Source organism: Paenibacillus sp. alder61, from assembly GCF_020179875.1.
Taxonomy (GTDB): Bacteria; Bacillota; Bacilli; order Paenibacillales; family Paenibacillaceae; genus Fontibacillus; species Fontibacillus faecis.
Map to the genome: position 1 here is coordinate 1 of NZ_JAIUDG010000010.1, position 23661 is coordinate 23661.

Annotated in this window: 13 protein-coding genes; 2 read left to right on the plus strand and 11 right to left on the minus strand. The window is 57.3% G+C overall.

Annotation, left to right across the window (positions count from 1 at the left end):
* Positions 1 to 471: 471 nt before the first annotated feature.
* The 6 genes from LBW89_RS11940 to LBW89_RS11965 form a co-directional block, all read right to left on the minus strand.
* Entirely contained in the window at positions 472 to 1665 is a 1194-nt protein-coding gene (locus LBW89_RS11940) for an SGNH/GDSL hydrolase family protein (protein ID WP_225039206.1), read from the minus strand.
* Between the two features lie 65 nt (positions 1666 to 1730).
* Positions 1731 to 2480 (minus strand): amino acid ABC transporter ATP-binding protein, encoded by a 750-nt coding sequence (locus LBW89_RS11945; protein ID WP_318249370.1) that lies wholly within the window; start codon positions 2478 to 2480, stop codon positions 1731 to 1733.
* 17 nt (positions 2481 to 2497) lie between these two features.
* Positions 2498 to 3157 (minus strand): amino acid ABC transporter permease, encoded by a 660-nt coding sequence (locus tag LBW89_RS11950; RefSeq protein ID WP_225039207.1) that lies wholly within the window; start codon positions 3155 to 3157, stop codon positions 2498 to 2500.
* A gap of 84 nt (positions 3158 to 3241) precedes the next feature.
* Positions 3242 to 4021 (minus strand): amino acid ABC transporter substrate-binding protein, encoded by a 780-nt coding sequence (locus LBW89_RS11955; RefSeq protein WP_148450910.1) that lies wholly within the window; start codon positions 4019 to 4021, stop codon positions 3242 to 3244.
* 142 nt (positions 4022 to 4163) lie between these two features.
* Positions 4164 to 4667 (minus strand): mismatch-specific DNA-glycosylase, encoded by a 504-nt coding sequence (locus LBW89_RS11960; protein WP_148450911.1) that lies wholly within the window; start codon positions 4665 to 4667, stop codon positions 4164 to 4166.
* 1850 nt (positions 4668 to 6517) lie between these two features.
* On the minus strand, positions 6518 to 7282 hold the full coding sequence (locus LBW89_RS11965) for a TIGR02206 family membrane protein (protein ID WP_225039208.1): 765 nt from the start codon (positions 7280 to 7282) through the stop codon (positions 6518 to 6520).
* Positions 7283 to 7729: 447 nt separating this feature from the next.
* Here LBW89_RS11965 and LBW89_RS11970 point away from each other — a divergent pair, with 447 nt between their 5' ends.
* Positions 7730 to 9352 carry a glycoside hydrolase family 9 protein gene (locus LBW89_RS11970; RefSeq protein ID WP_225039209.1) on the plus strand — a complete coding sequence of 541 codons (1623 nt, stop codon included), beginning with the start codon at positions 7730 to 7732 and terminating at the stop codon, positions 9350 to 9352.
* A 125-nt stretch (positions 9353 to 9477) separates the two neighbouring features.
* On the opposite strand, the gene LBW89_RS11975 is transcribed toward LBW89_RS11970, so the two are convergent.
* The 3 genes from LBW89_RS11975 to LBW89_RS11985 form a co-directional block, all read right to left on the minus strand.
* Positions 9478 to 14763 (minus strand): choice-of-anchor I family protein, encoded by a 5286-nt coding sequence (locus LBW89_RS11975; protein ID WP_225039210.1) that lies wholly within the window; start codon positions 14761 to 14763, stop codon positions 9478 to 9480.
* Between the two features lie 2237 nt (positions 14764 to 17000).
* Positions 17001 to 17927: an SGNH/GDSL hydrolase family protein gene (locus LBW89_RS11980; RefSeq protein ID WP_225039211.1), complete on the minus strand. Its 927-nt coding sequence runs from the start codon at positions 17925 to 17927 to the stop codon at positions 17001 to 17003.
* Positions 17928 to 18033: 106 nt separating this feature from the next.
* Positions 18034 to 18915: an AraC family transcriptional regulator gene (locus tag LBW89_RS11985; RefSeq protein ID WP_225039212.1), complete on the minus strand. Its 882-nt coding sequence runs from the start codon at positions 18913 to 18915 to the stop codon at positions 18034 to 18036.
* A 145-nt stretch (positions 18916 to 19060) separates the two neighbouring features.
* On the opposite strand from LBW89_RS11985, the gene LBW89_RS11990 reads away from it, so the two are divergent.
* Positions 19061 to 21184 carry a glycoside hydrolase family 52 protein gene (locus tag LBW89_RS11990; protein WP_225039213.1) on the plus strand — a complete coding sequence of 708 codons (2124 nt, stop codon included), beginning with the start codon at positions 19061 to 19063 and terminating at the stop codon, positions 21182 to 21184.
* A 44-nt stretch (positions 21185 to 21228) separates the two neighbouring features.
* Here the strand turns inward: LBW89_RS11990 and LBW89_RS11995 are convergent, their stop codons facing one another.
* Together LBW89_RS11995 and LBW89_RS12000 are read right to left on the minus strand one after the other, a co-directional pair.
* Positions 21229 to 22452, minus strand: a complete 1224-nt coding sequence (locus LBW89_RS11995; RefSeq protein WP_225039214.1) for a GGDEF domain-containing protein — start codon at positions 22450 to 22452, stop codon at positions 21229 to 21231.
* A gap of 147 nt (positions 22453 to 22599) precedes the next feature.
* Complete coding sequence (locus LBW89_RS12000) at positions 22600 to 23565, minus strand: DMT family transporter (RefSeq protein ID WP_225039215.1); 966 nt, start codon at positions 23563 to 23565, stop codon at positions 22600 to 22602.
* Between the last annotated feature and the right edge of the window lie 96 nt (positions 23566 to 23661).

The following is a 23661-nucleotide window of genomic DNA, read 5'->3' on the forward strand; positions in this document are numbered from 1 at the left end:
AGGTATCTTTGTATTCAAGGAGACCTCCTTTCGTATGTATCTGTACAATTCTACGATAACTGGGGTCTCCTTTTTTTGTAAATTATTCTTCTTACTTGTTATGTCATTTTTTTTGCAAGATTGCTGAGAAACGAGCCGGTTTGGTCAAAAATTCCTGCAGAATCGCAGGAATTTTTAAATTTTGGCCCCCAACGAGAAAAAAACATGCAGATTTGCAGGAATTCTATGTTACCCAGGTTGTCCGATGGGGTCTTGGCTGGAAAAACCGCCCGTTTATATGCCACAATTGAGCCTTGAATCGGAGTCGGCCGAAGAATTCCCTCTCACTCACATGCTCGCAATCAGTCCGAATTCCGGATTCCGATCTGACCGATTTAGGGCGAATTTAGCGGAGGAGTTCCATTCATGGGCCTTGTCGGCTCCCTCCCTAGACCACGAATGAACGGGAGGAAATCCCGTTCATTTCAATCTTCACCCTTTGTACCAGGCTAAAAAGGCTTCGGCCACGGCCTTTCCGGCCAAGCCGTTCGGATGCGGATCATTGCCGGGGCTCATAAACTCCGGCCGGAGGCAGTGCTCCTGCGGGGCCGGCTGCGCCAATACCGCGGCGATGTCAAACACCCGGTCCACGCCTTCCGGCGGGGCCGTCCGCAGCGCCTCGTTCACCCGGCGCCAGACCCGCTCCCGCTCGCCGCTGAAATTGAACGGCGGCACCGTAAACATCACGATATCGACAGCCGGGTTGTTCGATTTCAAAATCGAAACGATCCGGGTCAAATCGCCGAGCAGTTGCTCGGCGGTGCGCTCGCCGATATCGATATCGTTCACCCCGAGCGCGATCAACACCTGATCGCCCTGTCTCGCTTTGTGCAGCCAGGCCGTGTCCGTTGCGGCATCATATGCCCGCGCCCAACCCGAACCCAAATTCCAGACGCCATAGTCCGGTCCGAGCCCGTCGGCAATCCGGGCCACCCAATATTCGTAGCCGTCCACGGCCGTTCGGACGCCTTGCGTGATCGAATCCCCGAAGAACACCATCCGGCGCTTAACGGCCTTTCGATATCCGATCCACGCGGGCATCACAAGCTTTTTCTCCGAAAGGGTAAAAGCCTCCGCTCCGGCATCCTCCGCATGCTTCCCGGGCGCGTCGAAGGCCGTGACCAGCATTTGCTCGACGTTATAGGGAACCGATCTCCCCGAGCCTGCGGCGATGGTCCATGTAAAAGCAAGGTCATGCCCGTCCGGAAGCGTCAGCTCCACCGGATCGCTCCAAAACGTCTCCCCCGGCCGGACAAGCCGGGACGGGCTGCCGCCGAAGGTGACGGGCACCCGGGAATCCGGGTTGACGCTGCCGTCCCGCCGGGTGCCTCCATCGGCCGCGAACGCGGCCTCGATCAGCCAGTCTCCGCCGGGCTGCCCCCCTTTAGCCACCTCGCCGCGATCCCAGGTGGAGTCGACCTCGTTGCTGAACCAAAAACGAAGCTCCAGCTTTCCTTGCTCCCGCAGTCGGACGTAGGTCCGGTATGTATGCGTAAACGCCTCAGGGCGCTCTATGATATAGTTAGCCGCGGTCGACAGCACCGTGGCGGAAGAATATTCCCGCAGCATCGGCTCCATATTGCTGCTCCCCTCTTGATGACCTGCCCTCTCCATTCGCTGTTCCATGCCATATCCACTCCATCTTCTTTGGTCTCTCCTCGAACCATTGTACAAAAAAACCGGGGCTGCGACTACAGCACCCGGTTTAAAAATGTTTTGGTCCGTTCCTGCCGCGGATTACCGAACAGCTGCTCCGGCGTCCCCGACTCGATAAATTCGCCGTCCGCCATGAAGATGACCCGATCGGCGACCTCTCGGGCAAAGCCCATTTCGTGCGTGACGACGACCATTGTCATCCGCTCTTCGGCCAGCTGCCGCATGACCTGGAGCACCTCGCCGGTCAATTCGGGGTCAAGGGCGGAGGTCGGCTCGTCAAACAGCAGGATCTCCGGGTTCATCATCAGCGCCCGGGCGATCGCGACCCGCTGTTTCTGACCGCCGGACAGGTTGGCCGGATAAGCGTCGCCCTTCTCGAGCAAGCCCACCTTCTCCAGCAGGGCGGAAGCCCTGTCGCGGGTCTCGGCCGCCGGCAGGCGTTTGACCAGCTTTGGCGCCAGCTCCAGATTGCCCCGCACGGTCAGATGCGGGAACAGGTTGAAATGTTGGAACACCATGCCCATCCGGGCCGTGATTTCTTTGATTTTTGCCGAAGATGCGTATTTGCCGTCCTGCACCAGGTAATCGCTCCCAATGCGAATGCTGCCCGCATCCACCTGCTCCAGATGAGCCAGGCTGCGCAGCATCGTGCTTTTGCCCGAGCCCGACGGGCCGATCACCGCGACAACCTCATTCGGCGCAATTTGCAGGGAAACCTTTTTGAGCACCTCGAGCGAACCGAAGGATTTCCGCACATCGCTCACATCAATCATCGTATTGTTCATCGTCATTCCATGGTCCTTTAATCGAATTTGAATTTGCGTTCAAGTATTTTGAAGAACAGGGTCAAGATCAGCGTCATCACCAAATAAATAACCCCCGCGATCACGAAAGGCATGATCGTAAAGTCGCGGTTCACTGCGGTTTTTGCAAAATGCAGCAGTTCCGGCACGGCGACCGCGTACAATAGCGCGGTGTCCTTTACGAGCGTGATCGCCTCGTTCGACACCGCCGGGAGCGCGATTCGGAACATCTGCGGCAGAATGATCCGGGTCATGGTATGGAAGCGCCCCAAGCCCAGGACTTGCGCCGCTTCATACTGCCCCTTGTCGATCGCAAGCAGGCCGCCGCGAAAAATTTCGGCGAAATACGCGGCGTAATTCAGCGTAAACGCCAAAGCGGCCGCAACAAAACGGTCAAACACCAAGTACTCGCCGATCACCGGCAAGACGGGCAGGCCGAAGCAGAAAAACAGCATCTGCAGCAGCAGCGGAGTGCCCCGCATAACATAAATAAAGGCATTGGCCAGCCAAGCCAGCGGTTTAAACCGGCTGCGGACCACCAGCGTTATGGCAAAACCAAGCGGAATGGACGTGACGATCGCCAGAAAAAACAGCAGCACGGTCGTCTTCGCACCCTCCAGCATAGGTCCTGTAATTTCCCAAAAATAATCCATACTCATCAATGACTCTCCTCATAATGAAAACTAAAAACCGGATATAGAATTCAATCCGGTTTTTAAAACGCGCTGCATATTCAAAGCTGCTTACTTAAGCACCTTATCCTCGCCGAACCAGGTCTGCGAAATCTTCGCGGCGGTTCCGTCCTGATTCAGTTCATCGATCGCTTTCTGCAGCTTCTCAAGCAGTTCTTCATTGCCCTTTTTCACGCCGATGCCGTACTCCTCCGGTGCCAGGGACTCGTCCAGCAATTTAAAGGTGCCCTCTTCCTTGGACATATAGTAGCGGGCCACCACTTCGTCAATGACCACGGCATCCAGCCGCTTGGTTTTCAAGTCGCTGAGCGCAAGCACATTGTCCGGGAATTCCGTGACGGTCTTGATCTCATCTTTAATCGGATTGGCGTTCAAAGCGTCCGCCGCCGAGGACAGCGACTGCAGCCCGACCACCTTGCCGGCCAGTTCGCTGATCGCGGAAATCGGCGAGTCCGCCAGCGTCACGATCACTTGGCTGTTCTTCAGATATGGTTTGGTGAACAGAACCTTTCCTTTCCGTTCCTCCGTAATCGTATAGCCGTTCCAGATCAGGTCGATCCGGCCGCTGTTCAGCTCCGACTCTTTGGCCGACCAGTCGATCGGCTGGAAGGTGACTTCCATGCCCATTTTATCCGCGACAGCCTTCGCAAAGTCAATATCGAACCCGACGATTTCGTTATTCTCATCCCGGAAACCCATCGGGGCGAATTTATCATCGATGCCGATGACCAGCTTGTTATCATCCTTGCCGGCGCCGGAAGCGGAACATCCGGACACTATAACTAGAATCATGCCCAAAATCGATAGCAGAATTGCGCTCTTCTTTCTCATCTGTATCTCTCCCCCATCATGTAGACAAAACGCGGCACGCGCGCTTTAGTTCGTTAATACGTTATCAGATTCTCATGATAACATACTACCAGAAAAGAGTCGAGAGAAATGAGAGTTTCCCCTAAAAAGAGAGCCGATTTTGTCACAGGATGGCTTCGGCCAACTCCCGATAAATCCCGACGATCTCGTCCATGCTCATTCGCACCAGCCCGCTGGAGGACGGGGCCACGAAATCCTGAACGCCGTCCACGATCATGTCCGGTTGGAAACCCCAGCCCGCCCGGGAATTTCCGCTGTACTCAGCGTACACGCCTTTGCCGACAAAACAGGCAAACTTGGGTCTATACTCCCGAAGCTTGCAGCGCAGCAGGGTCCGGCCCCGCTTGTATTCCTCGCGCGTAATATCTTCGGCTCCCCTTGTCGGACGCGCCACGATGTTCGTAAACCCGTACCCGAGCTTCAGCAGCTCCCCGTCTTCCTCCGCCTTGTAGAGCCGGGGCGTCAAGCCCGACCGGTAAAGAATCCGCCAGAAATTGTTGCGGGGATTGGCGTAATGATGTCCCACCTCCCCGGACCGCAAACTCGGATTGAATCCGATAAAAACGATAGACAAGCCGTAATCCAGATGATCCTGAACTTCCTGCATTCCGTCATCCCTCCTTTTGCTCTGATAAAAACACAGCAACCGCACCCCCCCGGTGCTTGTGCTCGACGGAAGCCCAGCCCGCACCGCCTTAAGGGAGGAGCGGGCTGCGCGGTGTGCGTTGCGGCCTGCCCTCGTCGGGCGCGGGTCTATGCGAGGTTCGAGCTGCGGCGGTCTGTCAGAGGCCGATGCGGGCTGCGCATTGCGCTAGCAGAGATCCTAACCGGCCGATGCTCTAAGCGAGGTCCGAGTGCGTCGCTCTGCCGGAGACCGATGCATGATCGCACTTGCGGGGATGCGTTCTGCGTGTCACCTAACGGATGTCCAGCTGCGCGCTGCTCTATCCGAAATCCGAGAAGCACATCGCTCTATGCGAGAACCGAGCTGCGCATCGCCCTACCGGAGATCCGTTCTGCGTGTCACCTAACGGATGTCCAGTTGCGCGCCCGAACTCCTTGCGAGATCCGGGCAACGCACTGCGCTAACGGAAATAATAGCTGCTATTTCACATTTTTCCGCGCTTTCGGATTTCTAACGGAAATAGTAGCGCCTATTTGGGCCTTCCCCTACCGAAATGACCTCATTTTGCCAAAATAGCAGCTACTGTGTCCGTTAGAATCCGGAATCCGCCCATTTGGACGAAATAGCGGCTATGGCTTCCGTTAGAATTTTGACCCAGCCGGCCTAGGCTGCGCGATGGCCCCGCGGAAGTCTAGCTGCGCGCTGCTCTATCCGAAATCCGAGAAGCAATCGCTCTATGCGAGAACCGAGCTGCGCATCGCCCTACCGGAGATCCGTTCTGCGTGTCACCTTAACGGATGTCCAGTTGCGCGCCCGAACTCCTTGCGAGATCCGGGCAACGCACTGCGCTAACGGAAATAATAGCGGCTATTTCGCTATTTTCCGCGCTTTCGGATTTCTAACGGAAATAGTAGCGCCTATTTGGGCTTTTCCCTTCCGAAATGACCTCATTTTGCCAAAATAGCAACTACTGCGTCCGTTAGAATCCGGAATCCGCCCATTTGGACGAAATAGCGGCTATGGCTTCCGTTAGAATTTTGACCCAGCCGGCCTAGGCTGCGCGATGGCCCCGCGGAAGTCTAGCTGCGCGCTGCTCTATCCGAAATCCGAGAAGCAATCGCTCTATGCGAGAACCGAGCTGCGCATCGCCCTACCGGAGATCCGTTCTGCGTGTCACCTTAACGGATGTCCAGTTGCGCGCCCGAACTCCTTGCGAGATCCGGGCAACGCACTGCGCTAACGGAAATAATAGCGGCTATTTCGCTATTTTCCGCGCTTTCGGATTTCTAACGGAAATAGTAGCGCCTATTTGGGCTTTTCCCTTCCGAAATGACCTCATTTTGCCAAAATAGCAACTACTGCGTCCGTTAGAATCCGGAATCCGCCCATTTGGACGAAATAGCGGCTATGGCTTCCGTTAGACAAGCCAACTCGATCAGACCGGTACTTCGGATTCGCGAATCCAAGCCGTTGGGCCTCGGAGCACTTCGCTTCTTCGAACTTCAAGCTTCAATCCTCGAGTTTCAAACTACAAACCTTCACGCCTTCGAGCTTCGCTCCTTCAAACTTCGCTCTTCAGACTTCTAGCCCTCAAGCTTGCGCCCTCGAACTCCAAGCCTTCGAGCTTCGCTCCTCCGAACTTCAGCCTTCAATCTCCAAGCCCTCGAGCTTCGCTCCTTCAAACTTCGCTCTTCAGACTTCTAGCCCTCAAGCTTCGCACCCTCGAACTCCAAGCCCTCGAGCTTCGCTCCTACGAACTTCAGCCTTCAAACTTCAAGCCTTCGATCTTCAAGCCTTCGACTCCGAACTCGGGGCTCCGGGGGTCGGCGCGGCTAAGCTCTCTCCTGGTAAGTGTCTCCCGCCGCCTTGCGTCTCTTTTTAATATAATCCCCGAGTGCAAAGAACAAACCGTACATGACCACAAAAAGAAACAGGGCGATGCCTTCCTCAGCTAATAGGTATAGCGGATAGGGACCCAGCCAATCGAGCACCGAAGGCGTATCCGGCTTGTGCAGCAGAAACATGTAGTTGGCGCCGACTGCCGCATTCAACAAACCTACCGCTAGAGCCAGAACGTTAAGGAAAACCATCGTTTTGCCGATCGATTTCCAGGTCGGGCGGTACCCTTCGACCCATGTCATGTAGAGCGGAGCCAGAATGATGGCCGAATGGGCGATAAAAAACTGAAAGAAACGAAAATGCGGAAATCCGTACGCCAGATTCGGCGTCAAAAAAGCCTGGAGCGCGCCGCCAATTCCAGCAAACCACAGAAATTCGTACAGCCAGCGCTTTCGGGTCCACAGCATCAGGATCGAGAGCAAAAGTGTAATCGTGCATAGCTCAAGGGGCAGCGTGTAGCGGATGTCCCAAACGTCCTCGGCGAAATACCAGATATTCAGACTGGCTTCACAAAGGATCAGAAGGGTGATCAATCCGTATCTTACGGCCAGGCGCAACGTGTTCTTTTTGCGGAGTTGTCGTCTGGACAGATAGAGCGCCAAAACCAAAGCCGACAATAGTAGGAGCGAAAGCAGATGGGGCGCGGAAAACATGAGGAAATCCGGTGCTTGCCGGGCATCGAAAAACGACAATATCATAAGGGTCTCCTTTTAGAAATAAAATGCGCTGCATTTAAATTCGGCTGTGATTTATCGTATCATGCACCCAGACCATTCGTAAAAATCTTTTCGCCTGGGGCGGAGTTTGATATAATAAACCAGAATGACAGAAAACGTTTTCCGTCACTCTTAAACTTCTCAACTTGTAAGCGCTAGCACCGGGTTAGCACCGAGTGGGTTGTGGACTTCTTGAGGTATCTTGCGGTCTTGGAGTAGGTTATGGACTTTTTAAGTACGTTGCGGAGTCTGAGCTGCTTATGAGCTCTTGAAGTACGTTGCTGACTCTGAAGCTACTTATGAGCTCTTGTAGTACGTTGCTGACTCTGAAGCTGGTTATGAGCTCTTAAAGTACATTGCTGAATTTTCAAGCAGATTATGGAGTCTTAGGTATCGCCACTAATTTTCTGAAAAAGTGAGGGATTTACGATGTCCGCAGTAAAACCACGCATTCTTACCGTCAACCAAATCGGCTATCCGGCATCCGGACCCAAATCGTTCCGCTATGCCGGGGCCGGCGGAGCATTTGAAGTGATTCACGCTGCCACCGGAGAGGTCGCCTTCGCGGGGGAAACCGCCCCCGCCCGGCAGGACGAGGCGGCAGGCACCCCGGTGAGCTTGGGGGATTTCTCCGGGCTTTCCGAACCCGGTACCTACCGGATTCGGATAAACGGCGAAGCTTCCTCCCCCTTCGTCATCGCGAACAACCCGTACGCCGACCTGCATACCGGCCTGCTTAAAGCCTTTTACTTTTTCCGCTGCGGCTGCGAGCTGAAGGAGGAGTTTGCCGGGCCTTGGGCACACCAAGCTTGCCATCTGGCGGAAGGCATCGTTTACGGCGAGCCCGACCGGAGGCGGGACAGTGCCGGAGGCTGGCACGACGCCGGCGACTACGGCAAATACACCGGCCCCGGCGCCAAGGCGGTCGCCGATCTGCTGCTCGCCTACGAGCTGTATCCGCAGGCTTTCCGCCGCACTGTGCCGCTCCCCGAGAGCGACGGGCGTACGCCGGATGTGCTTCATGAGTGCCGTTACGAGCTCGAATGGCTCCTCAAAATGCAGGATGAACGCACAGGCGGCGCGTTCCACAAACTGACGACCAAGCAATTCCCGGCCCTCGACGTCATGCCGGAAGACGACCTGGCCGAGCTGTATTTTCTTCCCGTATCGGCCGCGGCTACGGGATGCTTCGCCGCCGTCATGGCCATGGCTGCACGTATCTACCGCCTGTTCGACGGGGCATTTGCGGACCTCTGTCTGGATGCGGCCAAACGCGCTTGGCGCTGGCTGCTCGATCACCCCGAGGTCCCCGGCTTCAAAAATCCGGCCGATATCGGCACAGGAGAATACGGAGACGCCCAAGATCTCGACGAGCGCTATTGGGCGGCGGCGGAGCTTTTCCGCACCACCGGCGATGAAGCTTTTCACGAGGCATTCAGACGGCTCGCCCTCCAGCAATTTCCGAAATTTGAGCTGGGCTGGGCCGATATGGGCGCCTACGGCTCCCTGGCCTATTTGCTGGACGGACCCGAAAATACCGATCCTACTTTGTATGCCCGATTAAAAGAGGAACTCCTGACGGAGGCCGACAAACTGCTGGCGATCTGTTCCGGTGACGGCTACGGCATATCCTTGACGCCGGCGGATTACATTTGGGGCAGCAACATGGTTGTCATGAACCGCGCGATGCTCCTGCTCATGGCCTTCCGCTTCGGCGGAAAGACCGAGTATGAACATGCCGCCCTCGACCATGTCCATTACCTTTTGGGCCGAAACGCACTCGATTACAGTTATGTGACGGGTTACGGCGACCGTCCGGTCATGCATCCGCACCATCGCCCTTCGGTGGGCGACCGGGTGGCCGAACCCGTGCCCGGCCTCGTAATCGGAGGACCGAATCGCGGCCTTAACGACGACTGCATGATGGAGCATCTGCAGGGCGAAGCGCCGGCCCGCTGCTTTATCGACGACGAGCTTAGTTACGCGGGGAACGAAGTGACGATCTACTGGAACTCGCCGGCCGTGTTCGTGGTCTCGCATTTTGTTTTATGACTTGAGGCAAACCGCCTAATCGTTCTCCAACCCAAGCTTCCGCATTAATCCGCTAAAAAAGCAGGTTCCCAAGGGGATATTCCCCGGAAACCTGCTTTTGGGTTTTTGTCGTTTTGCCGGCTTATTTATTCCGCCAGTCCCAAGGCCTGCATCGTTCGCAGCAAAACAATGGCGGCCTCCGCCCGCGTCATGGAACCGTTCGGCATAAATTGTCCTTTCTCATTCCCTTTCAGGATATTCAGTTCGGCCAGCTGTGCAACGGCCGGTGCCGCCCAGGACGGAATAGCGCCCTGATCCGCAAACCGTACCGGGCTGCCGGCGCCGGGCGAACCAGAACCGGAACCGGGAACAGCACCAGAACCAGAACCGCCGTTTGCCGCCGCATCCTCTTTTCCGCTCTTCGCGAGTTCCCATGCGCGGGAGAGCAGCATGGCCATCTCCACCCGGGACAAACGTTCATTCGGCGCAAAAGCATTGCCGCTTCCATCGATCAGTCCGAATTTCACCGCGGCCCCGAGATCTCCGGCCAGTGAACCGCCTGCGGAAACGCCGGTGAACGGGTTCGCCTCCCCGGCCGAAGGCAACCCGAGGCTCCTTACGAGCAGCGCGGTAAATTCACCCCGCGTTACTTCCCGTCCCGGCGTGTAATGGGATGCATCCGTGCCCTTGATGATCAAGCGGGAGGCCATCGCTTCGATTTCTTTCTCCGCCCAATGGCCGGTCACATCGCCAAATTCCTTCTTGTGATCCACGATCGTAACGACTCCGCTGCCACCGAAGAGCGGCTTCAGCTCCAGCGCGGGCCGGCCGTTCCAGGTAACGGACACCGCCGGAACCGGGCGAAGCTCGCCGGTCGCCTCGTCAAACTGGACGGCAACGAGGTTCGCCCCGCTGCCACCTGCCGGAAGCGGGATAATCCGGCTCAGGGATTTCGCTCCGATTTCATTCAGGGCCTTCGCCGTTCCGTTATGAACCAGGCTGACCCGAAAATCCAGCGCCGTCCCTTTCACGGCTTGCGCCCCGAGGTTTGCCGCCGCGGTCTCCAGCTTCTCCTGCTGAACCTCGGGCACCGGAACAACGGAGATCGACAGCAAGGACTGCTGATTCAGTCCGTTCCCCGTTCCCAGCGCAGCGTTCACGCCGTCGCTGATCGCTTTGAGCGGAAGGCGGTAGCCCGCGGCTCCGGTTTCGATCACGACAGCCGAGGCGGATGCCGCCTTGGCCGCATTCGCCATCAACGTCTGGGCCGGAAGCCGCAGCTCCACGCCATCGTTTACGTCCGGCAAGGAAATCGTCACATGCTCGGCGGAACCTCCTGTTACCGCCTTGAGCGCGCCATCAAGCACCGCAGCCGACTTGACGCTGACCACCGTTATCGTTTGCCCCGCGGCGTTCACGGTCTGCGAGGTTTGCAGTTGGTCGCCCGAAAGTTTGGCACCCGATGTCTGTGCTGCCGGAGGCGTTGAAGACGCCGGCGTTGGCGTCGTTACGCTGCCAGAGCCGCCGCCCGAGGAGGAACCGCCTCCGGAGGAGCCTCCGTCGGATGGGCCGCCACCGTTTGCGGGTTTGGCCTGCTCCACGATCCGCCCCTCCACCTTGGGCGCAACCGTACCTCCGAGCGACTTCACATGCTCGATAAAGATCTCATAATCCGGATAACCGAGATCCTCGTAATAAGCCCCTGCGCCAATCGCCTCGGCAAAGGAAGCATAGCCGTCTCCGCCGTTCGCCACGAAACTGTTGGTGGCCATGCGGTACGTTGCCTTTAAATCCAAAGGAACATAAGCCGATCCCTTCAGGATCTGAACGTCAAACACCCGGTTCCCCGCCGCTTGAGCCGGGTCCCATTTGAATTTCATGCCCGCGATTTGCGGGAATTTACCGGGCAGATCGCTCAGCTTGGCGCCGCTGATCCCGTTTTCCAGCCCGTCCTTCAACTGCTGGCCCGTTACATCCATGACAACCAGCGTATTGCCGAACGGCATTACGGTGCGCAGTTCGCCCATCGTAATGTCTCCCTGATCGATCGCGGCGCGGATTCCCCCGCCATTGGTCAGGGCGATGTCCGCGTTTTTCAGCTGCTTGGCTTTAGCCAGCATGCCGTCGGCGATCAGATTCCCGAGATTCGTCTCCCTGGAGCGGACATTCTTGCGCTCTCCGTCCAGGGGAATCGCTGCCGTTCCGATCACTTCTTTTTTCAATTCCTCAAGCTCCGCGTTGAGGGGGGCGAGCATTTCAGCGGCCCTGGGGTCCTCGGGCACTTTGGCGTCAACGGTGATCAGCCTGCCCGTCGTTTGTCCCGGTCCCGTCAGCACCGTCCCTTTCCTGTCGAATACCAAATCGACGCGGCCGAGGAATTTGCCCCACTCGTTGGCCTGCACGATCACCGTAGGCGTCTGGTACTCGTCATCGACGACGATTTCAGGCTGATCCAACCGCGTATGGGTATGGCCGCCGACGATCAGGTCGATCCCTTCCACCTCCTCAGCGAGCTTCTGATCCCGGGCATACCCCAGATGCGATAATCCGATAATGATATCGATGCCTTCCTGCTCGATCGCTTGGACCGTTTCCTTTGCCGCTTCCGCCGCATTCCGGAAAACAACGTCTTTTCCCGGACTGGATGTTTCCTTGGTATCTTCCGTTGTCATACCGAATACGGCTACTTTTTGACCGTCAACGTCAAGAACGACATATGGGTAGACGCCGGCATTATCAAGCGTTTGGGGTTTCTCGTGGTCGATCGTGACCGGAGCCTTAAGCAGCGGCGCCATGTTGGCGTCCCGGCTCAGGTCCACGTTGGAGCTTACGAGCGGGAACTTGGCTTTTTGCACGAACTCGGCCAGAACCTTCGTCCCCTTGTCAAACTCGTGGTTTCCGAACGTCATGGCATCATAGCCCATATAATTCATAAACTCGAGGTCCGCCAACCCCTGCCACTTTGTAAAATACAGATCCCCGGAAAAAACATCCCCCGCATCCAGCAGCAGGCTGTTTCCGCCTTCGGCCCGGACCTGGTTCACCAGCGTAGCTCTGCGCGCCACATCGGCCAAATGGGCATGCGTGTCGTTCGTATGCATCACTGTCAGCTCCCAGGTATCCTGGCCGCCGCTTTCCACCGTAACGACCGCTTCCGCTACACCGTAGCCGTCCTCGCTAAGCGCCGTGATCACAGCCTGCCCCTTGGCGATCGGGGTGACATTCCCGTCCGCATCCACGCCCGCGATATCCGGACGCGACGAGCTCCAAGTCACGCGGCTAGAACCGACAGCCCCTTCCACCGCGGCCGTCAATTGTTCCCCAGCTCCGCCAATCTGCAGCCGCAGGCTTTTCTTGTTCAGCGAAACCTTGGTGACGTCCAGCTCCAGCACGGTCACAGTGCCGCCCACTTCATTAGCGGCAAGCAGCAGCGGCCGGCCTGTCGGACTGTCGGGTGCCGGGATGAACTCCAACCCCTCCGGCCCGGTATCCGTGTTGATTCCCGCCGTAAAATCACGCGTATTCGTGTAGTTCGCGAACACCGGATTTTCCGGATTCGTGATGTCATAGGTCATGACTCCACCAACCCGTTCAAGACCGATAAACGCGAAGGCCCGGTTCCCGACCTGGCCGACGGTGACGTACTCTGGTTCGGGTCCTTTTTTGGGACTGCGGTCGTCTTTTTCCACCTTACTGTTGCTTGCGTTAAAATAATCCGGCAGCCGCTCCGCGGTGATCCGCTCAAAATCACTGCCGCTATCGTACACCTGCGAAATGACCGTGGCCGGAGAAGAAGCGTCCCATATGGAAAAAGAACGCCCGCCATACATATACACGCTATCTGTCCCCATATCACCGGCAGCTTCCACTTTGTCATAGGCCGACCCATGCCGGCTCAGGAACTCGGCGGCAGGCGAGGCGGAATCCAATTTCGCCTTCAGCTTGGAAATTTTGCTGTTGTTTTTCCGGTGATCCCCCCATTCGGTCGCATCGCCTTCGTTGGCGGTCAGGAGGTAGGTTTTCCCGTTCTTTTCATAGGCGGCGATTCCGTCAGGCATATACAAACCTCGGAATGGCGCATTCTCCAGCTTGATTTCCCCATCGTTAACCAGGTCCAGGGCGTTCTTCGGATCGTTGAAATCCTTGGTTCCCAGGCCGTGAACCGCGGTAATTCGGGCCTCGGCGATATTCACCACAGCGACGGCGTTATTCTCTTGTAGAGTCACGTATGCTGTTTTTTCGTCCGCGGACAAAGCGATGTATTCCGGCTCCAGATCACGGATAGCGTCTTTCTTGGATCCGGGCCCCGTGATGTTGCCGTCCGCATCCGCAGCTCCGCGAATGTGCACGGCATCGTCGATCACCGTAGGGTCGTCGAACTTGACATGAACCACTTCATCGGTTTCCAAATCGATGATCGTGACGCTGCCTTCGGGGTCGATCCCCGGCTCGCGAGGCTCGCCCTCATCTGCGGACAAAATGGTTTTCCCGTTCGATGTAAACTTCACCATGTCCGGTTGAACTCCGGCCTCATACGTGGTCAGCAGGTTTCCGTCATAATCCAGCACCAGAATTTTGCCGTGCTTGTCCGCTGCCGCCTCTTGAACCGCCGCCGCAATCGTCCGGGTTTTCGGATTGATATCGAGACTGGTCAAATCCCCGAATCGGAACCCGTCGGTTTCCGCCAGTTGCTTAACATTGATGCTTTTTTCCTTGGCCAGCCGACCGCCCGCCGTTAAAGGCACGATATCGATCGAAGGCGGATTCGTCGAACCGTTGACGAGATAGAATTTCCCGTTATCCCTGTTGTACCTGACAATCTCGGCAACTCCGCCATCCTTATTGGGCGTTCCCGTTTCATAGCTGGCGATTTTGCGGATTCGCAGCGTGTCCTCCGCCGGTCCGGGGGCGGGTGCCGATACAGCCGCGTTCACCTGCAACTCCCGGGTATCGGTAAATTCCGCGGAAGCCGCATCCTTGATAGTAAAAGTAACCGTATAATCGCCTTTCGTACCTGGGGCAGGCGTTCCTTCAATGAGGCCGGCTGTCTCCGAGATCGTCAAACCTGCCGGAAGCCCCGCCGCTGTAAAAGTGTAAGGAGCTTGTCCCCCGTACACGTCCAGAGTCACTGAATAGGGCTGCCCGGCTGTTGCGGCAGGTAGAGAAGGCGCACCGGATATTCCGATCGCGGCGGCCGCCGCGTTCAGACTGAATCCGCGATCCTCCGCACCAGTGGCTCCGGTGGGATCCATCGATTCGTCGGGATCGACGACTCCTGCAGAATCCACGGATCCCGCCGACTCGATCATCCCGGCTCCCCCTGTGGCTCCGGCGACCGGGCCCGCGGCACCCGCCACCGAACCAACCGCCGTGCTGAGCAAAATTTCCGCCGCCATCAGCAGCGAGACCATCCTTAAAGTCCTTAATTTCAATCCGATTCCCCCCATTTCAGCATCATTCCCCCCACAGTCTATTCGAGAATTGTTAGCGCAGGGCCACATTTCCTTTTTCAATATGTAAAAAGAGTAGAAATAGGCAGCCTTTTTATATGTATACCTTTAGCGTGGGGTTTTCCAATCGGGGGGCGTTTTAGAATGAAGCGACGTTATAAAAAACGGCTCGAAGAAGCAGTTACTGTGCAAAAGCCTCTGACCGGTTATGTGGAAAGTAAAAGTCTGAACGTAGTCACGGGGAGTCTGCGAGGGATTTCGCAGGGGCCGCGAGGAGTCTGCGGGGAGCTTGAAGGCTGCGGGGAGTCTACGGGGAGCTTGCAGGGGCCGCAAGGAGTCTGCGGGGAGCTTGCAGGCTGCGGGGAGTCTACGGGGGAGCTCGCAGGGGCCGCAAGGAGTCTGCGGGGAGCTTGCAGGCCGCGGGGAGTAGATGGCGTGGGGCGATCAGGCGGTTGCGCACCCCGAAGTTGTCGATTGACCCGAGGTCACCACGAAACAGAAGGAGTTTCGTCGCACAGGAGCTGATAGGAGAAATTCTAACGGACGCCATAGCCGCTATTTCGTCCAAATGGGCCGATTCCTGATTCTAACGGACGCAGTAGCTGCTATTTTCGCAAAATGATGTCATTTGGACGACGATGGGCCAGAATAGGCGCTACTAGTTCCGTTAGAATTTCAAAAGGGCGAAATTTCGCAATATAGCGGCTATTATTTCCGTTATAAGTTGGAGAACGCCCGGACAATTGGGGCCGATGAGGCTTCCCGGGGGCTGTCAGAGAACGCCGGGCGTTGGGCGCCGATGGGGCTTCCCGGGGGCTGGCAGAGAGCACCGGGCGTTGGGCGCCGACGGGGCTTGTCGAGGGCTACCGTTGGGGCCTCCGTGCAGCCCCGCTGGGCCGGGCCGAAATTCTAACGGACGCCATAGCCGCTATTTCGTCCAAATGGGCCCATTCCTGATTCTAACGGACGCAGTAGCCGCTATTTCCGCAAAATGGCGTCATTGGGACGGCGATGGGCCAGAATAGGCGCTACTAGTTCCGTTAGAATTTCAAAAAGGCGAATTTTCGCGATATAGCGGCTATTATTTCCGTTAAAAGTTGGAGAACGCCCGGACGATTGGGGCCGATGGGGCTTCCCGGGGGCTGTCAGAGAACGCCGGGCGTTGGGCGCCGATGGGGCTTCCTGAGGGCTATCGGAGAACGCCGGGCGTTGGGCGCCGATGGGGCTTCCTGTGGGCTATCGGAGAACGCCGGGCGTGGGCGCCGATGGGGCTTCCTGAGGGCTATCGGAGGATGCCGGGCGCTGGAAGTCGACGGGGCTTGCCGCGGACTACCGTTGGGGCCTCCGTGCAGCCCCCGCTGGGCCGGGTCGAAATTCTAACGGACGCCATAGCCGCTATTTCGTCCAAATGGGCCGATTCCTGATTCTAACGGACGCAGTAGCCGCTATTTCCGCAAAATGGCGTCATTGGGACGGCGATGAACCAGAATAGGCGCTACTAGTTCCGTTAGAATTTCAAAAAGGCGAAATTTCGCAATATAGCGGCTATTATTTCCGTTAAAAGTTGGAGAACGCCCGGACGATTGGGGCCGTTGGGGCTTGCCGGGGGCTGTCAGAGAACGCCGGGCGTTGGGCGTCGACGGGGCTTGCCGCGGACTACCGTTGGGGCCTCCGTACAGCCCCCGCTGGGCCGGGGCGAAATTCTAACGGACGCCATAGCCGCTATTCCGTCCAAATGGGCCGATTCCTGATTCTAACGGACGCAGTAGCTGCTATTTCCGCAAAATGGCGTCATTGGGACGGCGATGAACCAGAATAGGCGCTACTAGTTCCGTTAGAATTTCAAAAAGGCGAAATTTCGCGATATAGCGGCTATTATTTCCGTTAAAAGTTGGAGAACGCCGGACGATTGGGGCCGATGGGGCTTCCCGGGGGCTGTCAGAGAACGCCGGGCGTTGGGCGCCGACGGGGCTTCCCGGGGGCTATCAGAGAACACCGGGCGCTGGAAGTCGACGGGGCTTGCCGCGGACTACCGTTGGGTGCCGGGGCTAACGGGAGCCCTCAAGGGGCCCAGCAGGGGGTGCGAAAAGGCCGCGAAGGGGGCCCGACAGGCAATGCCGGCAATTGCCGGCGATTGCCGGTAGCCCCCCCCCCCCGCCCCTCATGATAGAAGTCGGTGCGCAGACAGCCCTTCATCGGCTTTGAACCGCCGACAAGGCTCACTCCTCTTGCTCCGCGGCCGCCCGGATCTCCTCCAGCATCGCTTCCGCCACCCGCTCGGCCTCCTCCAGAGACAGGGCGTCGAACTTGAACGGATTGCTGTGCCCGACATGCTCCCGCCAAGCGGCGTTCAGCACGTCTCGGCGCCGGCGCACGAGCGAAATGAAGTTGCCGTCCAAATGCTCCACCCACGCCGGCGTCCGCTCCAGGACGATGTGAAACGCGTCCTTCAGGATGGCGCGCGCCATCACCCAATGGCCGTCCTCCTCGGGATGAACGGCATCCCCGTATTTGTAGGCGGGATCCGCCTCCCGCCGCTGCCGGATATAGGACAGCAGCGGTTCCCGCAAATCCACGACCGTACAGCCCCGTTCGGCTCCGATCCGTTCCAACCAGTCGGCGTATTTTCCCAGAACCTCGTCATTATAGCCTTCGTAAGGGGTTTCAAAAGCATAGTCCGGCATTCCCTCCGGCAAGGGCTCCCCGTTCACGGACAACACATCGAACGGCGGCGGCGTCATCAAAATCACCCTCGCGCCGGCCCTCTCCGCCTGCTCCACGGCCCGCAGCATGCCTTCCCGATATAGCCTGAACCGCTCCTCCGAAAACGGATGATATATTCCGTCATTCATTCCGTAGCAGAAAAACACCCAATCCGGCCGGCTCTCGGCCAGCGCGCGTTCCAACCGTTCATTGACGCAGGGACGCGGAAAAGGATGGCTCGATTCATGCGTTCCCGCCGCCGTTTCGCTGCCCACTCCCAAATTGATGAAATCCAGGCGGTGATTCGGAAAATGCTTGAGAAAAAATGCGTCAAGGTATCGAATATAAGCGCCGTTCTCGGTAATGCTGTCTCCCAAAAATACAATTCGCTTCCTGTCCGGAATCCGAATCGGGTCCTCGGTACCCTCGAATCGAAAGTTCATGCCGCCCACGCCTTTCTTTCGCTATAAATTTTTATCGAATGATCGATTGGTTATATATTACAGCAGGATCGTACGGTTGAACATGCCGTACCGACAACCCCCAATGTCAAATGTGGAACCTGGCCCGGAATTTCCCCGGCGGTTCGCCGGTCCACCGCTTGAACTGGCGGCTGAAATGCGCGATATCCTTATATCCGAGGCGCGCGGATACGGCTTCCACGGAAAGGGACGGCTCCATCAGCAGGAGCTTGGCTTTCTTCAGCTTCAAAGCGGACAAGTATTGGCGCGGCGACATGCCGTACACCTGATGAAACATCCGGTTGCAGGACGAGGCGCTGTAACCCAGGCCGGCCGTTACGGCGGCCACGGTTTCCCGGGTAGGTTCGCTCTCCGCCCCTTCGCCTTCCACGCATTTCTCCAGGCCGGCCGCGATTTCGGAAGCCACCCGGGTTGTCCGGTTGCCGGGAGTTTCCGGCTTGCGGCTTTCGGTCAGCGTTTCGCTGAACCCGGCGAACAGCTCATACACGGCGGACATCGTTCTCATGCGATTTCCCAGCTGTTCGGCATCGGCCCGAGTCGTGAGCGCGATCAGCTTGTCCAGGCTCGGACGAATGGCCTGCGTCAGCAAGCTGCCGCCGTCATGATAAATCGCTTTTCCCTGACAGAGCAGTCCCCTCAGCACCCGGTCGTCCACATTAAAATGAAGACAGTAGTAGGTCATGCTCTCCGAGCCCGACGCCCGGCTTTCATGGATTTCCTCCGGACGCAGCAGCATGACGTCCCCGGGCTCCTGCACATACTTTTGGCCGTTCACGGTCATTTCCTGCCGGCCGGCGAGCAGCAAATTCACTTCAAACATCGGGTGGCTGTGCCGCGGGTAGGACCAGTCCGGGGTGACGGTACGCAGATGCGCCGCAAACAGTTGAAACGTGGAGTCCATATCCGGCAGCATAAATTCCGAGATTTGATGATTCTCATGCATCTCCATGCTTCCCAACCTCCATTAATCCATAGTTTCCATTCGTGAACGTTTTGGGTAAAACCATAATCGCTTTGGACATGGGACTCCGCCCAACCCCTTGATATAATCAAGTTATCACAATGTTTTGAGGTTGAATAGGAGGTTTATCGAGATGGGTAAAAACATATTTTTCAACGCGCATCACTCCCCGGTGGGAGCCTTCGCCAGCTTTACTTTGGGCTATCCGGGAAAAAGCGGCGGTTTCGATCTTGAGCTGGGGAGCCCGCCCAACCAGAATATATACATCGGCCTGCAGGAAGACGGTGAAGAAAAATACAGGGCTCTCCCCTTCTTCGGCGAGGGCCAGGACGAACGGGACCGCTACACGTCCGAGCAAAACGGGTCCGGCAAAGCAGCGGACGAAGCGCTTCTCCTCCCGTTTTCCAGGGAGGCCGTCTCCCGCAAGTTCGGCGCGGCCATAGACGAGTGGCAGGCCGGCGATCTGACCTTCCGTCTCTATTCCCCGTTCGGCAGCGTGCCGGACCCCGCCTCGGCCGATGCCGAAGAATTGAAATTCGCGCTCGTCCCCGCCGTACTGGCGGAAATCATCGTCGATAATACCCGTGGCACCTCCGCGAGAAAAGCCTTCTTCGGCTTTCACGGCACGGACCCTTATTCCGCCATCCGGAGGCTGGAAGATACGACCGAAGGAGAAATTACCGGCATCGGACAAGGCCGGCATCTCGCCATCGCCACGGACGACCGCCGGGTCAAAAGCGCGGGCTTTTTCACGATCGAGGATGTTTTGAAGCCCAAAGTGGAAGAAAACCTGAGGTTCGGGCTCGGCCCGGTCGGCGCCTTGCTGATGGATACCCCGGCTGGAGAAAAGGCGACTTATCGCTTCGCACTGTGTTTCTATAAAAGCGGTTTCGTGACGACCGGGATGGATGCCGCTTATTTTTACACGCGTTACTTTGCCGATATTGAAGACGTAGCCCGGTACGCACTGAAACATTATGACCGGAAGGTGGAAGCGGCCGGATGGTGCGAGGGATTTGCGAAGGCCTCCCACTTGAACGAGGACCAGCGTTTTATGCTTCACCACGCCATCCGCAGCTACTACGGCTCGACCGAGCTGCTGGAGCATCGGGGCGAACCGCTCTGGATCGTTAATGAGGGCGAATACCGGATGATCAATACCTTTGATTTGACGGTGGACCAGTTGTTTTTTGAGCTCAAAATGAACCCGTGGACGGTTAAAAACGAGCTCGATTTATTCGTCAACCGTTACAGCTATAAAGATACGGTTCGCCTTCCCGGCGATGACACGGCGTATCCCGGCGGCATCAGCTTCACGCATGATATGGGCGTGGCTAATTCGTTCTCCCGCCCCGGGTATTCCGCCTACGAACTGCACGCCATCGAGGACTGCTTCTCCCATATGACCCATGAACAGCTGGTCAATTGGGTGCTGTGCGCCGCCGCTTATGTGCAGCATACCGGAGACAGCGCGTGGCTCGGCCGCAATCTCGGCATCTTCGAGGAATGCCTGGAGAGCATGGTGAACCGCGATCACCCCGACCCGGCGCAGCGCAACGGCATCATGGGACTCGACAGCGCCAGAACGATGGGCGGCGCCGAAATTACAACCTATGACAGTCTGGACGTGTCGCTGGGGCAGGCCCGGAACAACATCTACCTCGCCGGAAAAAGCTGGGCCGCTTATGTCGCCATGGAGAAGCTGTTCGCCGCAAACGGCCGGCCCGAAGCGGGCAAGCTGGCGGGCGATCAGGCGGAGCGCTGCGCCCGGACGATCACCGGCCAACTGTTGCCGGAGGGCTACATTCCCGCCGTTATCGCGGAGAACAATGATTCCCGGATCATTCCCGCGATTGAAGGCCTGGTGTTCCCGCTTTATACGGGCTGCCCGGAAGCCTTGGATCCGAACGGCAGGTTTGCGGCCTACATCGGCGCTCTGAAACAGCATCTCGCGACGGTGCTGGTCCCCGGCGTCTGCCTGTTCGCGGATGGAGGCTGGAAGCTGTCCTCCACCAGCGACAATTCCTGGCTGAGCAAAATTTACCTCAGCCAGTTCATCGCCCGGCACATCCTCGGCCTGCCGTGGGACGAAGCCGGCGCTGCCGCCGATGCCGCCCATGTCGCCTGGCTGACGAGCAAGGACAACGCCTACTGGAGCTGGAGCGACCAGATGCTGGCCGGCGTAATTTGCGGCAGCCGCTACTACCCGCGGGGGGTTACTGCGATCCTTTGGCTGGATGAAGCCCGGACGGATTAACCGCGATACCCCGCAAACCATAAAAACAGGAGCCGTGCCTGTCCCTATAAGGGATCGGGGAAAGGCTCCTGTTTTTGATTCGGCGCCACTCGGCCTCGGGCCGCACGGTTCCGCCCTTCGCGCTTGGCCTGATAAAGCGCTTCGTCCGCCGCCTTGTATAACCGGTCAAGCGTGATGCCGGGGCCCGGCACCTCCGTGATCATTCCCATACTGATCGTATAGCGGATCGCATGCTCACCCATCGTCATGTCCTGCCTGCTTCTACGTTCCCGCACCAGCTCCAGCAGCCCTTCGGCTTTGGCGTCCGCATACGCCTCTTCCGCTTCCGGCAGAAAGAGGGCGAATTCATCGCCGCCGTACCGGCCGAACAATTCCCTGTCGCCAAACTGAAGCCTGACGTTCCCGGCCAACTCTCTCAACACGGTATCGCCGACATCATGTCCAAAGGCATCGTTAATCCCCTTAAAGTTATCAAGGTCCAACAGGATAAACGTGACCGGTTTGCGGTGCTTCGCGCAATCGTCCATCAACCGCCCGGCCTCCTGGAGGAACGAGCGTCTGTTCAACGCACCGGTCAAATCGTCCCGGCTGGCCAGCTTGTACAGGTCCCGGTCGGCTTTTTCCTTGGAAATCAGCACAAACCCCGCATTTCCCAAGGTCATAATCAAATAAAGCGACAGGAACGACAAAGCCTGGTAAGGCCCCGGCTTGTTCACCGTCACCGGCAAGGCCGGAAACAGGGTTAATCCGATGCGAATCAACAGACCGGCGGCCATAAGAAGATATAAATTTCCCAATAAAATGCGAAGAGCCGAGCGCTTCCTGGAACCGATCATGCGGAGCGCCGGGGGCAGCAGAAAAAGCACCACCGCCATGGACACGATAAAAATGCGGATGGATTCGGTGTTTTGCAGAAGAACCGCCAGCAGATAGGCTCCCATAGAAGCCGCGATCATCCAGCTATAGTAGCGTAACGTCCCTTGAGACCACGGCTCCTCCACAATCCGCATCAGCGCCAAGGTTTCGAGCCCGACACCGAGCAAAAAAACGAGATTTGCCGCGGCGAGAACGGGCATGGGGACGGTCCCGTCCGGGATCGCCAGCAGCGCCCAGGTGACCGTTTGGCACCCTTTTGCCGCATAAAAGATAAGATAGGAGTTATCCTTGGGTTGTTTGTAGCGGTAGGCCGTGATAAACATCATCGTAAACAAGTGGCCCAGGGAAAGCAGAATATAAACGGTTTTCATGTCCATTTTTAACAGCATCATGTGCGTTAGCCACGCCTTCCCCCGAAGAAAGGATCATATTTTGATTATAATAACTGAAATTTTAGGCTTTATCGAGATAAAAAAACAGGCCTCCGACATCATCGTCGAAAACCTGTTCCTTTAATGCTCCGATTTATGTTTATCAAGTCAGGCCGGCGCCGGCTGGCTCTGTCTGGAAATGACGAACAGCGAGAACCAGATCAGGATAAAGCCTACCGCCTGCGCGACGGTGACCATCTGTTGAAACGCGATCCAGTTCACCAGCACCCCTACCATCGGGAAGCTTAGTTCGGCCAGGGTAGCTACGGAAGCTTTCGTGGTCGTCAAACCTTTGTAGTAAACCAGCAGGCTGAGGAGCCCCGGCAGCAGGGCCTGACCAAGCAAATTCAGCGAAAAAGCGGCCATGCCTGAAGCCTCCGTCGGCAAATGCCACGCGGCCCCTTCATTCCAGGTCACGGCCAGCAGCAGCGGCAGCGCCAGGATGAACCGCAGCGAGGTGACCGTCTCATATTTCATCTGTCCGACCATCATCCGTCCCATCACCGTCGAACCGCCCCAAAGCGCGGCGGCGCCGAGCGAAAGCAGACTGCCGACCTGGATAAAGTCGTTCCAGTGTCCGAACGGCACCGAAAAGCCGAAGGTCAACAGATACGTGCCGGCCAGCGCGATAAGAAACAGCAGGGCAAACCGGCGCGGGAGCGATTCCTTCAGCAAGAAGCGGGCCAACAGGATCGCGAACAGCGGCTGAAGTTTTTGCAGCAGCAGAACGGCGTTGGCATCGCCATGAGTTAAACCCATGGTAAACAGGATGGTGGCGATGGCGGAACCGCCCCAGGAGATGAACAACAGCGCTCCTACATGCTTCCAGCCGATTCCCTTAAGTTCCTGCCGGTTCTTCCACAAGGTCGGCGCCACGACCAGCGCGATGAGGATGTGCTCCAGTAAGACGAGCTGGGCCGAGGTGATCGACTTCAGCAAAATAAGACGAAACAGCGGATCCACGCCCCAGAGGGCGGCCCCCAAAACGACCAGCCAGAAACCGCTTCTTGCGCGGCTTCCCGAAACCGGTCGCGATGGATGGACTTGAATTGTGGCACTTGATGCATTTTCCATATTCCCGACTCCTTCTTGAATATGGGGTCTACGCGAAAAAGCCCCCGGCATTGACGTCAGTCAACATTCGGGGGCCGATCAAAATAAGCTTGCGGG

What these genes read in the sequence shown, in the direction of transcription:
- LBW89_RS11950 (WP_225039207.1), bottom strand. Translation starts at nt 3,157, where the DNA reads ATGAGTATGGATTATTTTTGGGAAATTACAGGACCTATGCTGGAGGGT.
- LBW89_RS11965 (WP_225039208.1), bottom strand. Translation starts at nt 7,282, where the DNA reads ATGATATTGTCGTTTTTCGATGCCCGGCAAGCACCGGATTTCCTCATG.
- LBW89_RS11960 (WP_148450911.1), bottom strand. Translation starts at nt 4,667, where the DNA reads ATGCAGGAAGTTCAGGATCATCTGGATTACGGCTTGTCTATCGTTTTT.
- LBW89_RS11985 (WP_225039212.1), bottom strand. Translation starts at nt 18,915, where the DNA reads ATGGAGATGCATGAGAATCATCAAATCTCGGAATTTATGCTGCCGGAT.
- LBW89_RS11945 (WP_318249370.1), bottom strand. Translation starts at nt 2,480, where the DNA reads ATGAACAATACGATGATTGATGTGAGCGATGTGCGGAAATCCTTCGGT.
- LBW89_RS11940 (WP_225039206.1), bottom strand. Translation starts at nt 1,665, where the DNA reads ATGGAACAGCGAATGGAGAGGGCAGGTCATCAAGAGGGGAGCAGCAAT.
- LBW89_RS11970 (WP_225039209.1), top strand. Translation starts at nt 7,730, where the DNA reads ATGTCCGCAGTAAAACCACGCATTCTTACCGTCAACCAAATCGGCTAT.
- LBW89_RS11995 (WP_225039214.1), bottom strand. Translation starts at nt 22,452, where the DNA reads ATGATGCTGTTAAAAATGGACATGAAAACCGTTTATATTCTGCTTTCC.
- LBW89_RS11955 (WP_148450910.1), bottom strand. Translation starts at nt 4,021, where the DNA reads ATGAGAAAGAAGAGCGCAATTCTGCTATCGATTTTGGGCATGATTCTA.
- LBW89_RS12000 (WP_225039215.1), bottom strand. Translation starts at nt 23,565, where the DNA reads ATGGAAAATGCATCAAGTGCCACAATTCAAGTCCATCCATCGCGACCG.
- LBW89_RS11980 (WP_225039211.1), bottom strand. Translation starts at nt 17,927, where the DNA reads ATGAACTTTCGATTCGAGGGTACCGAGGACCCGATTCGGATTCCGGAC.
- LBW89_RS11990 (WP_225039213.1), top strand. Translation starts at nt 19,061, where the DNA reads ATGGGTAAAAACATATTTTTCAACGCGCATCACTCCCCGGTGGGAGCC.